General features: G+C 72.4%; 13 protein-coding genes. All 13 read right to left on the bottom strand.

Features of this window, described 5'->3' with window-relative positions; genetic code table 11:
- Nucleotides 1-211: 211 nt before the first annotated feature.
- Nucleotides 212-3,139 carry a putative LPS assembly protein LptD gene (locus VF584_00845; protein ID HEX8208701.1) on the bottom strand — a complete coding sequence of 976 codons (2,928 nt, stop codon included), beginning with the start codon at nt 3,137-3,139 and terminating at the stop codon, nt 212-214.
- Nucleotides 3,140-3,226: 87 nt separating this feature from the next.
- The gene (gene tatC / locus VF584_00840; protein ID HEX8208700.1) at nt 3,227-3,994 is read right to left on the bottom strand and encodes a twin-arginine translocase subunit TatC; all 768 of its coding nucleotides are present in this window, start codon (nt 3,992-3,994) and stop codon (nt 3,227-3,229) included.
- A 290-nt stretch (nt 3,995-4,284) separates the two neighbouring features.
- Nucleotides 4,285-4,818: a transcriptional regulator NrdR gene (gene nrdR, locus VF584_00835; protein ID HEX8208699.1), complete on the bottom strand. Its 534-nt coding sequence runs from the start codon at nt 4,816-4,818 to the stop codon at nt 4,285-4,287.
- Between the two features lie 10 nt (nt 4,819-4,828).
- Nucleotides 4,829-5,629, bottom strand: coding sequence for a tol-pal system protein YbgF (gene ybgF / locus VF584_00830; protein ID HEX8208698.1), 801 nt, complete (start codon nt 5,627-5,629; stop codon nt 4,829-4,831).
- Nucleotides 5,626-6,243, bottom strand: coding sequence for an OmpA family protein (locus tag VF584_00825; protein ID HEX8208697.1), 618 nt, complete (start codon nt 6,241-6,243; stop codon nt 5,626-5,628). Before VF584_00825 ends, ybgF begins: the two co-directional genes overlap by 4 nt.
- A gap of 85 nt (nt 6,244-6,328) precedes the next feature.
- Nucleotides 6,329-6,640, bottom strand: coding sequence for a hypothetical protein (locus VF584_00820; GenBank protein HEX8208696.1), 312 nt, complete (start codon nt 6,638-6,640; stop codon nt 6,329-6,331).
- On the bottom strand, nt 6,637-6,939 hold the full coding sequence (locus VF584_00815; GenBank protein HEX8208695.1) for a hypothetical protein: 303 nt from the start codon (nt 6,937-6,939) through the stop codon (nt 6,637-6,639). Before VF584_00815 ends, VF584_00820 begins: the two co-directional genes overlap by 4 nt.
- Nucleotides 6,936-8,252 carry a hypothetical protein gene (locus VF584_00810; GenBank protein HEX8208694.1) on the bottom strand — a complete coding sequence of 439 codons (1,317 nt, stop codon included), beginning with the start codon at nt 8,250-8,252 and terminating at the stop codon, nt 6,936-6,938. The genes VF584_00815 and VF584_00810 overlap by 4 nt, the downstream gene beginning before the upstream one ends.
- A 4-nt stretch (nt 8,253-8,256) precedes the next feature.
- Nucleotides 8,257-9,249 (bottom strand): hypothetical protein, encoded by a 993-nt coding sequence (locus tag VF584_00805; protein HEX8208693.1) that lies wholly within the window; start codon nt 9,247-9,249, stop codon nt 8,257-8,259.
- Nucleotides 9,250-9,253: 4 nt separating this feature from the next.
- On the bottom strand, nt 9,254-9,685 hold the full coding sequence (locus VF584_00800; GenBank protein HEX8208692.1) for a biopolymer transporter ExbD: 432 nt from the start codon (nt 9,683-9,685) through the stop codon (nt 9,254-9,256).
- Complete coding sequence (locus VF584_00795) at nt 9,685-10,392, bottom strand: MotA/TolQ/ExbB proton channel family protein (GenBank protein ID HEX8208691.1); 708 nt, start codon at nt 10,390-10,392, stop codon at nt 9,685-9,687. Before VF584_00795 ends, VF584_00800 begins: the two co-directional genes overlap by 1 nt.
- Nucleotides 10,389-11,699 carry a glutamyl-tRNA reductase gene (gene hemA, locus VF584_00790; protein HEX8208690.1) on the bottom strand — a complete coding sequence of 437 codons (1,311 nt, stop codon included), beginning with the start codon at nt 11,697-11,699 and terminating at the stop codon, nt 10,389-10,391. The genes VF584_00795 and hemA overlap by 4 nt, the downstream gene beginning before the upstream one ends.
- Nucleotides 11,681-12,319 carry a bifunctional precorrin-2 dehydrogenase/sirohydrochlorin ferrochelatase gene (locus VF584_00785; protein HEX8208689.1) on the bottom strand — a complete coding sequence of 213 codons (639 nt, stop codon included), beginning with the start codon at nt 12,317-12,319 and terminating at the stop codon, nt 11,681-11,683. Before VF584_00785 ends, hemA begins: the two co-directional genes overlap by 19 nt.
- Nucleotides 12,320-12,358: the final 39 nt, after the last annotated feature.

Genomic DNA, 12,358 nt, shown 5'->3' with positions numbered 1-12,358 from the left:
GTTGTCCGGACGGCTCGGTGTCTCCCGTCGCCGGTCGCCACCCGCCCGTAGCTACGGAGGTGTACCGTCAACTCCTCCGGCGGGACTTTCACCCGCAAGAACACGCCGCCTTTGCACGGCGCACCACAGAGACACAGAGGGTACAGCGAGAACAAAGGAGGGCCCCTCTGTGCCTTCGCAGTTCCCTCTGTGTCCTCTGTGTGATGGTTCGTTAGGGACTCGCCCGGTTCAGATTCGCCCGCGGGTTCGTGCGGGACTCGTCAGGCCGGTCGATGCCGAGGTTCCGCTCGTTGTAGTCCGCCTTGAGGTCCGGCAGGTCGATGAGGTGCACGCGCATCGCGAACGACGTGTTCCCGTTCGGCGCCCGGAAGAAGTCGAAGTTCGCCTCCCACCGGTACAGGTCGCGCTTGAAGTGCAGCGAGTGCGCGTCGAACTCGCCGGAGGTGAGCGAGTACTGCGTGCCCCAGCTCACCGCCCAGTTGCGCGTGGGGTAAAAGCTCAGGTCCCCGCGCACCGTCTGGTCGCCGCGCTCGAAGCGGCCGGGCTGCACGTCGCCGGTGGCGCGGCGGGTGCGGGCCAGCGAGTAGGTCAGGTTCAGGTTCCAGGGGCCGCGGCCGGCCTGCTGGTTGTTCCCCGTAAAGGTGGCGCCGCCCGGCGGCCGGGCCGGCTGCGCGCCCGCCGTATCCGCCGTGCGCCCGCGCTGCTCCCCCGGACCGCGCTCCTGCTCCGGCCGCCCGCCGAAGCCCAGCCGGCGGAAGAGCGCCGAGTTGGCTCCCAGCGAGAACGAGGTGTTCAGCGACGTCAGGTACGGGCTGAACGCGCCGCGCCGCAGCCGTCCGCCCCGCTGCTGGTCCGCGAACAGGTCGTGCGAGGTGGTGAAGGTCAGCCCCCCCAGCAGGTCCGAGCGCACGCTGTTGGTGATGGCGTCCGTCTCGAAGCGTGGGATCAGCGAGTCCCGCTGCACGAACGAGTAGCCGATCGCCGAGGTGTTGATGGAGAGGAGCGTGACCTTTTGCGCATCCTGCGGCGTCGCCGCGTTCCCCGCGGACCGCGCGGAATCCGCCATCGAGTCGCCGCGCACCGGGCGCGGCTGGCGGATCTTCCCCTCGAAGGTCTGGTTCAGCCCGACGGTGATCTGGTTGACCGTCTGCCCCACCTGCTGCCCGAAGAGCATCCGCTGCACCCGGCTCTGCTCGCCGCCCGCCGCCGGGGAGTAGGTGTACGACACCGAGGGCGTGAGGTGGTGCCGGAACGCCGAGTACCCCGCCACCCCCGGGAAGAAGCCGTACAGGTCCGTGCTCAGCCCCGCCCCGAAGTTGATGCGCGCCGGGCCGGCCACCATCGTCCCGTACACGTCGCTCAGGGTGTCCGCCAGCTCCGCCCCGCCGATCGTGTCGCCGGGCGCGAGGATGGTGTCGGCGCGGATGTAGTTGCGCTGCAGCGAGATGCTGGGCGTCAGACGCGTGGAGCCGATCAGCGAGATCTGGTACCCCGTGCTCGCGCTGATCGCCATCGTCTCCCGCGTGCGCCCGCCCAGCGGAGCCAGCCCGCCGGGGATCGGCCGGTCCACGCCGAGCCCCACCGTGTCGAGCGCCGACTGCTGGTCCAGGCGGTCGAACTGGTACTGCACCGCGGTGCTGATCGCCAGGTCGCCGAACTGCAGGTTGGGGCTGGACGAGAGGTTGTACTGGTCCGAGTTCGGGCGCCGCTGGAGGGGATCGCCCGGATCGAAGGAGCTCCCCTGCGCGTTCACGCCCAGGGTGAGCGTCGCGTCGTTGTACCAGCGCCGCTGGTCCGCCGATGCCGCCGGGAAAAAGGTGAACGGCTCGATCGTCAGGCCCAGACTGGGGGTCAGTGTCTCGTCGTCGTTGGCCAGCGATTGCCGGTGCCCCACCGTCATGTTGAAGTTGCCCCAGTCCAGCTCGCGCGTGACGGCCAGGCTGGAGTTGAGGTCCTGCGTCTGGCGGAGCGGGTCCACCGTGCGGTTGCGCTCGAAGCTGCTGCTCTGCGCGTAGTCCAGCGAGGCGTTCAGCGAGGTGCGCTCGTTGGGACGCCAGCTCGTGCTGCCGTTGAGCGTGTACGTGGCCGTTCCCTCGTTGAGGGCGTAGCGCGTCAGCCCCACGCGTCCGTCCAGGAACCGCCGCCGCACGCGGTAGTCCAGGTTGGCGGCGAGCTGCGTGTACGTCCCGCTCCGCCACCCCGTGGCCAGCGACGCGCCCATGTAGGGGTTGATCGCCCAGTAGTAGCCCACGTTGCTGATCTCACGCCCCGTGCCCCGGTCGTTGCGGCCGGGAGAGTGGGTGCGGAAGATGTCGTTCAGCTCGAACTGCGGCACCAGGAATCCGCTGCGCCGCCCCTTCTCCAGGTCCTGCACGATGAAGGGGAGCGCCATCACCGGCACGTTGCGGAAGTACAGGTACGCGGGGCGCCCCACCAGGATGCGGTTGCGGATCACCATGATCCGGTCCGCCTTGAAGTGGTACGCCGGCTCCGGCCGGTCGTCCGAGGTGAACTCGCTGCCGCGCGCGTAGATCCGCCGCCCCTGGTCCTCCGCGGTCACGTCGCCGCGCACCAGCCAGGTGGCGTTGTCGGTGATCTTGGTCTGCGCGCCGCGCACGGAGGAGCGCTTGTTGGCGAGGTCGTAGTACATGGTCTCGCCGGAGATCGGCTCTCCCTCGCCGGAGACGCGCGGGGTGCCGTACGCGGCCACGAAGTCGGTGCGCTCCTGGTACACCAGGGAGTCTCGCGCCACCAGCGTCGTCCCCTCGCGCGTCACCTGCGGGTCGCCGCGCAGGCGCAGGATGCGCTCGGTGCCGTCGAACTGCGCGCTGTCGCCCGCGTACTCCACCGGGACGTAGCCGCTCAGCTTCAGCAGGCGGTCCACCAGCGTGTCGGCCGGCAGCGCGCGCGCGGAGCTGTCGCGGCGTGCGGTGTCGCGCCGGGCGCTGTCGCCGCGCACGGGGCGCGCGGGCGGCGTGGTGTCGCGCCGCACCAGGCCGGTGGGGAGGGTGTCGAGCTCCTCCCACGCCGGGCGCGCCAGGGCCCACCCTTGGGCACCGGGACCGCGGGCGGCCTGCAGGGCGGGGATGGAAAGTGCCGCCGCGGCGGCACAGGCTAGAAAAACTGCTCTATGATTCACGCGTTCGCTGCGAAAGGGGTACGGCCTGAAAGGTGGCTGTGCCGGGCGCGGAGCGGAACCCGTCCGCGCCCCGCCCTCACCGATTCTTCACGCGCTCGCGGCCGTCGCGGCCGCCCGGCGCCGCGTCACCATGCGCGAGAGCACGATGCTGAACTCGTAGAGGAAGACGAGCGGCACCATCATCATCAGCGTCAGCGTGATCACGTCGCCCGGAGTGAGCAGCGACGCCACGACGGTGATGATGAGGATGGCGTGCTTCCGCTTGGAGGCCAGGAACTCCGGCGTCACCAGCCCGAGCGCGGAGAGGATCAGGATCACCACGGGAAGCTCGAACACCGTCCCGAACGCCAGCAGCACGCGCGTGACCACGTCCAGGTACGGCCCGATGGTGATGGCCTGCTCCAGCGCCTCGGTCTGGAAGCCCATGGTGAACTTGAGCGTCATCGGCAGCACGATCTTGTACGCCGACCACACGCCCAGCCCAAAGAGCACGAGCCCCATGTACAGCGACGGCACGATCACCCGCTTCTCGTGCGGGAGGAGCGCCGGCCCAAAGAACGCCCACACCTGGTAGATCAGCACGGGCGAGGCGAGTAGGAGCCCCACCACGATCGCCAGCTTCACCGTGATGAAGAACGGGTCGGTGGGGCTCAGGTACTTGAGCCGGCTGCCGTGCAGGAAGGGCTCGATCGGGTCGATGAGGATGCCGAGCACGTTCAGCTTCATCACCAGCAGGAACCCGACTCCCGCCCCCACCACGACGGCGAGGAGGCTCCACAGCAGCCTCCAGCGCAGCTCCTCCAGGTGGTCCAGGAACGGCATCTCGTCGCCGCTCGGGTTCTTCCGCTTGAGCATCCGTGCTCCGTTTATGTGCGCCACGACGTCCGCCCGCGCGGACCCGCCCCGCCAACCACGCCGTAGGGGCGTGATTCATCACGCCCACCCTCTGCCTTCCTCGACCCCGGCGTCCCGGTCCAGAATCGAATGAATTCGCCGCCGGATCCAAACGAAGTCCGCCTTCGCGGACTCGGCGGCAAGGGCCGAGCGCCTCCGCGCGAGGCCCTGCCGTAGAAACCCGCCCGAAAACGCGGAGCGAGGACGCGCACGCGCCCCCGCCCCGTCCTCACCCGATGCCGCGCATGCGTTTACCCCGCGTCGGCCGGTTCGGTTTCCTCTTCGGGCTGAAGGGGCAGCTCGCGCTGGTGGCGGCGGACCTCCGTCTGTACTTCGCGGTCGGCCAGGTCGCGGAGCTCGCGGTAGAACTCCTCGGGATCCTGGAAGTTTCGGTACACCGACGCGAAGCGCACGTACGCCACGTGGTCGCGCGAGCGGAGCCGGTCCATCACCATCTTCCCCAGCTCCTCCGAAGTGACCTCCGCCTCCTCGCGGTGATCCAGCTCCCGCTCGATCGCCTCCACCAGCGTGTCGATCTCGGCCGGCGTGATGGGCCGCTTGGCGCACGCGATCTGGATGCTGAGCAGCAGCTTGCGGCGGTCGTACGGCTCGCTCTCGCCGTCGCGCTTGTGCACCGTCAGCGGGCGCTCTTCGATGTACTCGTACGTGGTGAAGCGCCGGCTGCACCGCAGGCACTCGCGGCGGCGGCGCACGGCGCGTCCCTCGCGGCTGGTGCGCGAGTCGACCACGCGGTCGTCGCCGTGATGGCAAAAGGGGCAGCGCACCGGCTTCCCGTCAGGAGCGCGGGGGCGCCGCCAGCTCCCGGCGCGCGTCGGCGGCTTCGGGGCTGCGGGGGTAGTCGGCGATGATGCGGTTGAAGCGGGCGCGCGCCTGCGTGCGGTTCCCCCGCCCCGCCTCGATCCGCCCGATGCGCAGCAGCGCCGCCGGAGCGCGCGGCGAGGTGGGGTAGGTGTCCACCACCCGTCCGTACGCCTCGATGGCACGCTCCAGATTCCTTCCGCCCGCGTACGCCTCGCCGATGTTGAACTGCGCGTCGGCGGCGCGCGGATGGCCGGGGGCGGCGCGCAGGAACTCCTCGAAGCCGGCGCGCGCCGCGTTCACCGATCCGCGGCGCAGGGCGCCGAGCGCGGCATCGTACATCTCCTGGGCGGTCGCGTCGCCCCCGCCGCCCGCCGGCGCGTCGTCGGCGGGGTCGATGGTAGCAGCCGGGGGTGGGGCGTTGCGGGCGGCTTCGGCGGCGGCATCGCGGGCGCGGCGCGCTTCCTCCTCGCGCGTGGCGATCTGCTGGCGGAGCTGGCTGAGCTGCTGCTGACCCTGCCCCGTCAGCTCCTGGATCTGCACGAGCTGCCGCTCGATCGCGACGAGGCGCGTGGAGACGTCGCCGCGCAGGCGCACGTTCTGGTCCGTCAGCGAGTCCAGCAGCGCCTGGTTTCGGCGCAGCACGTCGCGCAGGAGCTGCTCCTGGCTGGCCTGGTCCCGCTGCATCTGCGCGCGCAGGTCCTGGATGTCGCGCTGCGTGGCCAGGCACCCTCCCAGGAGCGGTACGGCCAGCAGCACGAGCGCCGCGCGCCTCATCGTCCGCCTCCGGGCGCGGTGCTCAGCTGCCCGCCCACGATGGCGAACTCGGCCCGGCGGTTTCGCGCCAGCGCGCCCTCGTCCGGCCCCTCGTCCAGCGGGCGCTCCTTGCCGTACGACAGCGTGGTGAAGCGCGACGCGTCGATGCCGTACGCGCCCAGCCACGCCCTCACCGCCTCCGCGCGGCGCTGGCCCAGCGCCAGGTTGTACTCCGTGGAGCCGCGCTGGTCCGCGTGCCCCTCGATGCGCAGGCGGATGCTGGGGTTTGCGCGCAGGATGTCCGCCTTGGCGCGGAGCTTCGCCTCCGCCTCGCCGCGGATCTCGTCGCTGTCGTACTCGAAGAAGATGATCTCGGTGAGCGCCTCGCGCACGGGCGCCAGCGCCGACTCGCGCTCGCGCCGATCGCGCTCCACGCGGTCCGCCTCGGCACGGTTCGCCTCCGCGCGCTGCCGCGCCTCCTCCTCCAGCCGGATGGAGTCCGCGCGCGCCCCGGCGCCGGTGGTGCTCCCGGCCGTCGTGCTGTCCGTGCCCGGCGCGGCGGCCGGCGGGCGCTTGCGGCAGGCGCCCATCGCCAGCGGGATGAGGGCGAGGGTGGCGAGGTGGCGGAGCTTCATCGGCGGGATCTCCTGTCCGGTAGGTACGCGTCGTGGCCGCGTGGGCCGCGCGAAAGGATACGTTGGGGCGATGCGCCTTCCGGCGCTAGAGGATGGCGAAGACGATGCGCAGGATCGCGATGGCGGCGGCGAGCCCAAACCCACGCAGCAGCGCCTGCCGCCACCGCGGCCGCTCGCCGCCGTAGTCCAGCCCGGCGAGGATGAAGCCGTAGGCGCAGAGGCGGAAGACGAACTGCGCGGCCAGCGGCCCCGCCACGCTCAGCAGCGCGAGCGAGAAGAGTGTCCCCGTCGCGAAGCCGGCCAGGAGTCCGTACGCGCCCCAGAGCAGGCGCGCGCTCCAAGCGGGGCCGGTGCCGGGTGTGACGGGCTCGACAGCGAGGCCGGAGCGCCGGATCACACTCCCCTCCACCAGTTCATGAACAGCGATCCGAGCAGCATGAACGCGAACGGCACGCTCCAGGCAACAAGGTTCCTGCGCCACCGGTTGGGTGTACCGGCTGGATGAATTCCGCCCGCCATGATCGCGAACCCCGCCGACACGGCTACCGGCACGTGAAGCGGTTCCGGTATACCCGCGAAGTACCCAAGGATGGTAAAACCGACGGTGACGCTAATTCCGACGGCGAAGCTCCGGGCGAGTGATCTTGCCAGTTCATTCCTCCGCACCACCGGTTCGTGCTGCGATCCGCCGCTCATCGACCATCCGCGCGCATCAGCACCGGCGACCAGTCCGGCAGGCCGTGCCCGCGCCCGGCGAGGAGCTTCCGCACGCGCCCCGTCTTGGTGTCGAGCACAAAGAGCCCGCCGCCGTCGCGGTCCGGGGAGGAGAAGACGAGGTGGCGTCCGTCGGGGGCCCAGCTCGGGTCCTCGTTGCGGCCGCCGCTGGTCAGGAGTCGCGGGCGGTTGCCGTCGGCTTCGACCATGGCGATCTGGTGCACGCCGCCGACGCGCGTGTGGAAGGCGATGCGGTTGCCGACCGGCGCCCAGTCCGGCGAGGTGCTGTAGCCGCGGTTGCCGTACGTGTAGTCGGAGACCAGCCGCGCCTCCCCGCCATTCGCGCTCATCACGTAGATCTGCGGCTCGCCCAGCCGGTCGCTGACGAAGGCGATGCGCGCGCCGTCCGGCGAGAACGAGGGGGAGAGCGAGTCCGAGCGGCGCCCCGTGGTCTGCTGGCGGAAGCCGGACGCGCCGACGGTGGCGATCTCCGTGTTCCCGCCCGCCGTGGCCGCGAAGGCGACGGTGCGCCCGTCCGGTGCGTACGACGGGGTGATGTTGAGCCCCTCGCGGCTGGAGAGGACACGGTCCGCGCCGCTGGCCAGGTTGCGCTCGTACAGCGCCGGCATCCCGCCGCGGTACGAGGTGTAGGCGATCCGCCCGCCGTCCGGCGACCACGCGGGCGAGAGGGCCAGCGAGCCGTCCGAGGTCAGCCGCGTGACGTTCTCGCCGTCCGAGTCCACCAGGTAGATCTCCTTGGAGCCGCGCCCCTGCGTCACGAAGGCGATGCGCGTCGCCGCGATCCCCGGCTCGCCGGTGGCCCAGCGCACGACGGCGTCGGCGGCGGCGTGCACGGCCATGCGGAAGCGGCGGTCGCCGGCGGGCGGGAGGTCGAAGCTCCCCTCCCCCTTGGTCTGCCCGTAGACGGCGTCGTGCAGCGTGAGCCGCAGCGTGCTCCCCCCGGCGCTGGGGGCCAGCGTGCCGCTGAGCACCCAGTCCGCGCCGCGCTCGCGCCAGAGGGCGACGTTCACCGGGTCGCCCGCGCGGGCGCCCGTGGCCGCCGCCAGCTTGAACTGGTCGCTGAAGTCCAGGTCGCGCCGCACGATCTCCGCGGACTCGCTGGCGGCATCGGCCAGGTCGCCGCCGCCGCCGAAGGGGAGCACGACGAAGCCGGACAGGTTGCCGACCTCGTAGGTGGCGCGCAGCCGCACGACGGTGGTGGTGTCCTGGGCCACGGCCGGGGCCGCGAGCGCCAGGGCGAGGGCGGGAAGTGCGATGTGGCGGATGCGGATCACGCGATCACTGGGCGTTGGGAGCCATCTCCACGCAGAGCGGGAGCGACTCGCGGTTGAACTCGGCGGGGATGGGCCCGAATGCCTTGCGGAGGGCGGCCTGCTCCACGGACTCGATCAGCGCCATGCGGAAGGCGATCCCGCCGCCGCGCTGCCGCTCCACGTGCACGTCGTCCACCGTCCCGTCGCGGAACACGGTGAAGCACACGTCCGCGGCGCCGGTGTTACCCTCGGGGCGGCGGAAGAAGCGCCTCACCTGGCGCGGGATGTTGTTGCAGTACTCGGGCGACGGGCAGCGGATGCCCGCCGTGCGGATGTTCAGCCCCTCGCCGCCGGGCGAGCTCGCCTGCGGATTGCGCCCGGTGGCGGCGCCGCGCGTGCCCGTCCCCGCGCTGGGCGGCCCGCTTCCGGCTCCGGTCCTCGTGCCGCCCGCCGCGGGCGTCGTGGTGCGCGCGCCAGACTTCGCCGCCTCCGTGTTGGACGCGGCTCCCGGGCGCGGAGTTGCGTTGGGGCGCGCAGGCGTCGGGCGGGCGGGCGTGGCCGCGGGCCGGGCGGGCGCCTTCCGTGCGGGCTCGGCCGCTTTCGGCGCGGGCTCGCGGCGCGGCGGAGTGGCTTTCGGCGCGGGTGCCTTCGGCGCGGGCTCCGCCGCCTTTGGCGCAGGCTCGCGCATGGGTGGCGTCGGCGGGACCGGCTTGGGAACGGGTGGCGCGGCCTTCGGCGCGGGAGCTGGCGCGGGCTCGGGAGCGGGGGGAGCGGGGTTGGGCTCGCCGGCCGGAGCGGGGCCGCCCTCGTTGGGCGCGGGCTCCTCCGCGGGCGGCTCGCCCAGCGCGGAGGGCGGGGGCGAGACGATGCCGACGCTGTACACCACCACCTTTTTGACGGGCGGCGGCCCCGCTGCGGCGGCCAGCGCGGCGATCCCCACGATCGCCACGTGCAGCGCCACCGAGGCGACGAGCGCCGCGCCGGGGCGCCCGCGTGCACGCTGCCGCCGTCCCCACATCGCGCTACCGCCCCCCCGCCGGCCGCTCGGGCTCGGCGATCAGCCCCACGGTGGCGACGTTGGCGGACTTCATGGCGCCCAGCACCTGCACCACGCGCCCGTACGGCACCGCCTCGTCCGCGCGCAGGTACACGTTGTCCGCTCCGCGCTCCTTCACCAGCAGCGGGAACTGGGTGGTGAACTCGTCCCACCGCACCGCCGCCTGCCCCACGAAGATGGCGCCCGTCCTGTCGATCGTCACCACCACCCCCTCCGGCGAGGCGACGGACTGCGTCTGCGCGCGCGGGATGCTCACCTCCACGCCGCCCTGCATCATCGGCGCGGTGATGATGAAGATCACGAGCAGCGTCAGCACCACGTCCACCAGCGAGGTGACGTTGATCTCGGCGCTGAAGCCAAGGTCCTGGCCGCGGCCCCTTCCGCGCCGGCGCGGCACTAGATGCGCCCTTCGCGCGCCAGCGTGGCGATCAGCTCGCTGCTGATCCCCTCCAGCTCGCCCATGAAGTCGTTCAGCTTGCCGGTCAGGTAGTTGTACGCCATCGCCGCCGGGATCGCCACCACCAGCCCCCCCGCGGTGGTGAGGAGCGCCTCGGCCACACCCGGGGCGACGGCGTCGATGCTGCTGGACCCCGCCTGCGCCACGCCGATGAACGACGTCATCACCCCGAGCACCGTGCCCAGGAGTCCCAGCAGCGGCGAGACGGAGGCGATGATGGCGAGCCACCCCACCCCGCGCGCCGCGTCGTCGCGCTCCTCCCCCTCCTCCTTTTCGAGCACGATGCGCAGCACCTCCAGCTGCGCGGGCGACAGGCCGCGCACCTCGCTGTTGGCGCGCGCGGCGCCGGGCCGCATCTCGCGAAAGAAACCCAGCCCGCGCTGGAAGAGCCGCGTGAAGGGCGACGCATCCATCAGCGTGACCGCGTGGTAGGCGTCGTCCGTGGTCTGCGCCCCGCCCACGCGGCGCATGAAGGTGTCGCTCTCGCCCCGCAGCCGGCGGAACTGGAGGATCTTCCACACGATCACGGCCCAGGAGGCGAGCGAGAGGATGGCCAGCACGGCCATGATGATCTTCGTGGAGGCGGTACCCTTCGCCACCATCTCCCACGCAGTGGAGAACTCGCCTTGATGCGTCTGGATGATCATTCCGGTGGGGTCTGGTCTTGGGGGGAGCCGTCGGGCTCCAGCTCGAACAGGTAGCGCACGGTGTCCAGCACGCCGGTGCCGCGCCCGTTGCCGGCGGCCTGGCGCAGGCGCACGGTGGGCGCGTGGAGCAGCTTGTTGAGGAGCGAGCGGGTCAGCGCGTCGATCGCCTGCTGGTCGCCGGGCGACAGGTGCTGCAGCGAGCGGAGCGCGCGCTCCACCTCCGCCTGCCGCACGCGCTCGCCGTGGTCGCGCAGCGCGCGGATGGTGGGGACCACGGCCAGCGACGAGTACCAGCTCCAGAACTCATCCACCCCGGCCCCCACGATCCCCTCCGCCGCGGGAAGCTCCGCGCGGCGGCGGTCCAGGTTGCCGCTGACGATGGCCTGCAGGTCGTCGATGTCGTAGAGGAAGACGTTCGGCTCGCCGCCCACCGCCGGCTCCACGTCGCGCGGCAGTGCGATGTCGATGATGCAGAGCGGCCGCTTCGCCCCGTTCGGCAGCGCCGCGCGCAGCCGCTCGCGCGTGAGCACGGGGTGCGGCGCCGCGGTGGAGCAGATGACGATGTCCACCCCGGCGAGCGCGTCGCCGAACTGCTCCCAGCGCACCGCCTCGCCGCCCCAGCGCTCCGCCAGCTCGCGCGCCCGATCCCAGGTGCGGTTTGCGACGATGGCGGTGCGAACCCCCTCGCCCCGCAGGCACTCCAGCGTCGTCTCGCTCATCTCGCCCGCCCCCAGCACGAGAGCACGCCGGCCCTTGAGCGACCCAAAGATCTTCTTCGCCAGGTCCACCGCCGCGGACGACACGGACGCGGCGCCGATCCCCAGCCCCGTCTCGCTGCGCACCCTGCCGCCGACGTTGAGGGCGGTCTGGAAGAGGCGGTTGAGGGCGGGGCCGACCACGGGCCCCTCCTCGGCGGCGGTCTCGCGGGCCACGGCGTAGGCGTCGCGCACCTGCCCCTGGATCTGCGGCTCGCCCAGGATCATGGAGTCGAGGCCGGATGAGACGCGGAAGAGGTGCTCGGCGGCGCCGCGGTCGCGGTGCAGGTAGAGGTGGCGCGCGGCACCCTCCGCGGACATCCCTACGCGTCCAGCGAGCACGGCGCGCGCGGCCTCGGTGCCGTCCACCCCCTCGGGAGCGGCCAGGTACACCTCGGTGCGGTTGCAGGTGGAGAGCACCACCGTCTCCGCGCCGGTCTCCTCCACCAGCGAGATCAGGGCGCCGGGAAGCTCGGCCCGCCCGAAGGCGAACCGTTCCCGGAGCTCGATCGGCGCCGTGCGGTGGCTGACTCCTACGACTGCGAGAGGCATCGGCCGATCCGCCGCTCCACGTCTTCGTCCCGGCCCGCGACCGCGTCGTCCACGAATTCCGGAGTGATAAGGTCGAACCAGAGCGCCCGGCGGCGCCCCTCGTCCCCGGCCCAGCGGGCCTGCACCTCGCCGCGCAGGGCGGCGAGTCTTGCCGCGGCGCGCCCCAGCCCCGGCGTGACCACCGCCTCCAGCCGCTCGCGCAGCCGCCTGGCCAGCAGCGGCGCCGCGCCCCCGGTGGAGAACGCCACCGTCACGCCCTCCCTGCGGATGACGGCAGGCAGATGAAAGAGCGACCCCGCCCCGTCGTCCGCCACGCTCACCAGCGCCCCACCTGCCTCGGCTTCGCGCGCAACCTGGGCGTTCACCTCCGCCCGGTCCGTCGCCGCGAACACCAGGTGGAAGCCGCGCGCATCCCCCACCTCCCACCTGCGCTCCCGCCACGCGAGCCCCTCACGCTCCACGATCTCGCCCAACTCCCCGCACAGCACCGGCGACACGATCTCCGGCCGTCCCCCGGCCTCCACCACGCCGCGGACCTTGCGCAGCGCCACCGCCCCGCCGCCCACCACCAGCACCCGCAGCCGCGCCGCATCCACCAGCAGCGGAAGCCGCGCGCTCACGCGGACCCCCATTCCGGCGGTTGAAACCGCAGCGACGAC

This window comes from Longimicrobium sp., assembly GCA_036389135.1.
GTDB lineage: Bacteria > Gemmatimonadota > Gemmatimonadetes > Longimicrobiales > Longimicrobiaceae > Longimicrobium.
This window is presented reverse-complemented; position numbering and strand designations above follow the sequence as displayed.

What these genes read in the sequence shown, in the direction of transcription:
- ybgF (HEX8208698.1), bottom strand. Translation starts at nt 5,629, where the DNA reads ATGAGGCGCGCGGCGCTCGTGCTGCTGGCCGTACCGCTCCTGGGAGGG.
- VF584_00795 (HEX8208691.1), bottom strand. Translation starts at nt 10,392, where the DNA reads ATGATCATCCAGACGCATCAAGGCGAGTTCTCCACTGCGTGGGAGATG.
- hemA (HEX8208690.1), bottom strand. Translation starts at nt 11,699, where the DNA reads ATGCCTCTCGCAGTCGTAGGAGTCAGCCACCGCACGGCGCCGATCGAG.
- VF584_00825 (HEX8208697.1), bottom strand. Translation starts at nt 6,243, where the DNA reads ATGAAGCTCCGCCACCTCGCCACCCTCGCCCTCATCCCGCTGGCGATG.
- tatC (HEX8208700.1), bottom strand. Translation starts at nt 3,994, where the DNA reads ATGCTCAAGCGGAAGAACCCGAGCGGCGACGAGATGCCGTTCCTGGAC.
- VF584_00805 (HEX8208693.1), bottom strand. Translation starts at nt 9,249, where the DNA reads ATGTGGGGACGGCGGCAGCGTGCACGCGGGCGCCCCGGCGCGGCGCTC.
- VF584_00815 (HEX8208695.1), bottom strand. Translation starts at nt 6,939, where the DNA reads ATGAGCGGCGGATCGCAGCACGAACCGGTGGTGCGGAGGAATGAACTG.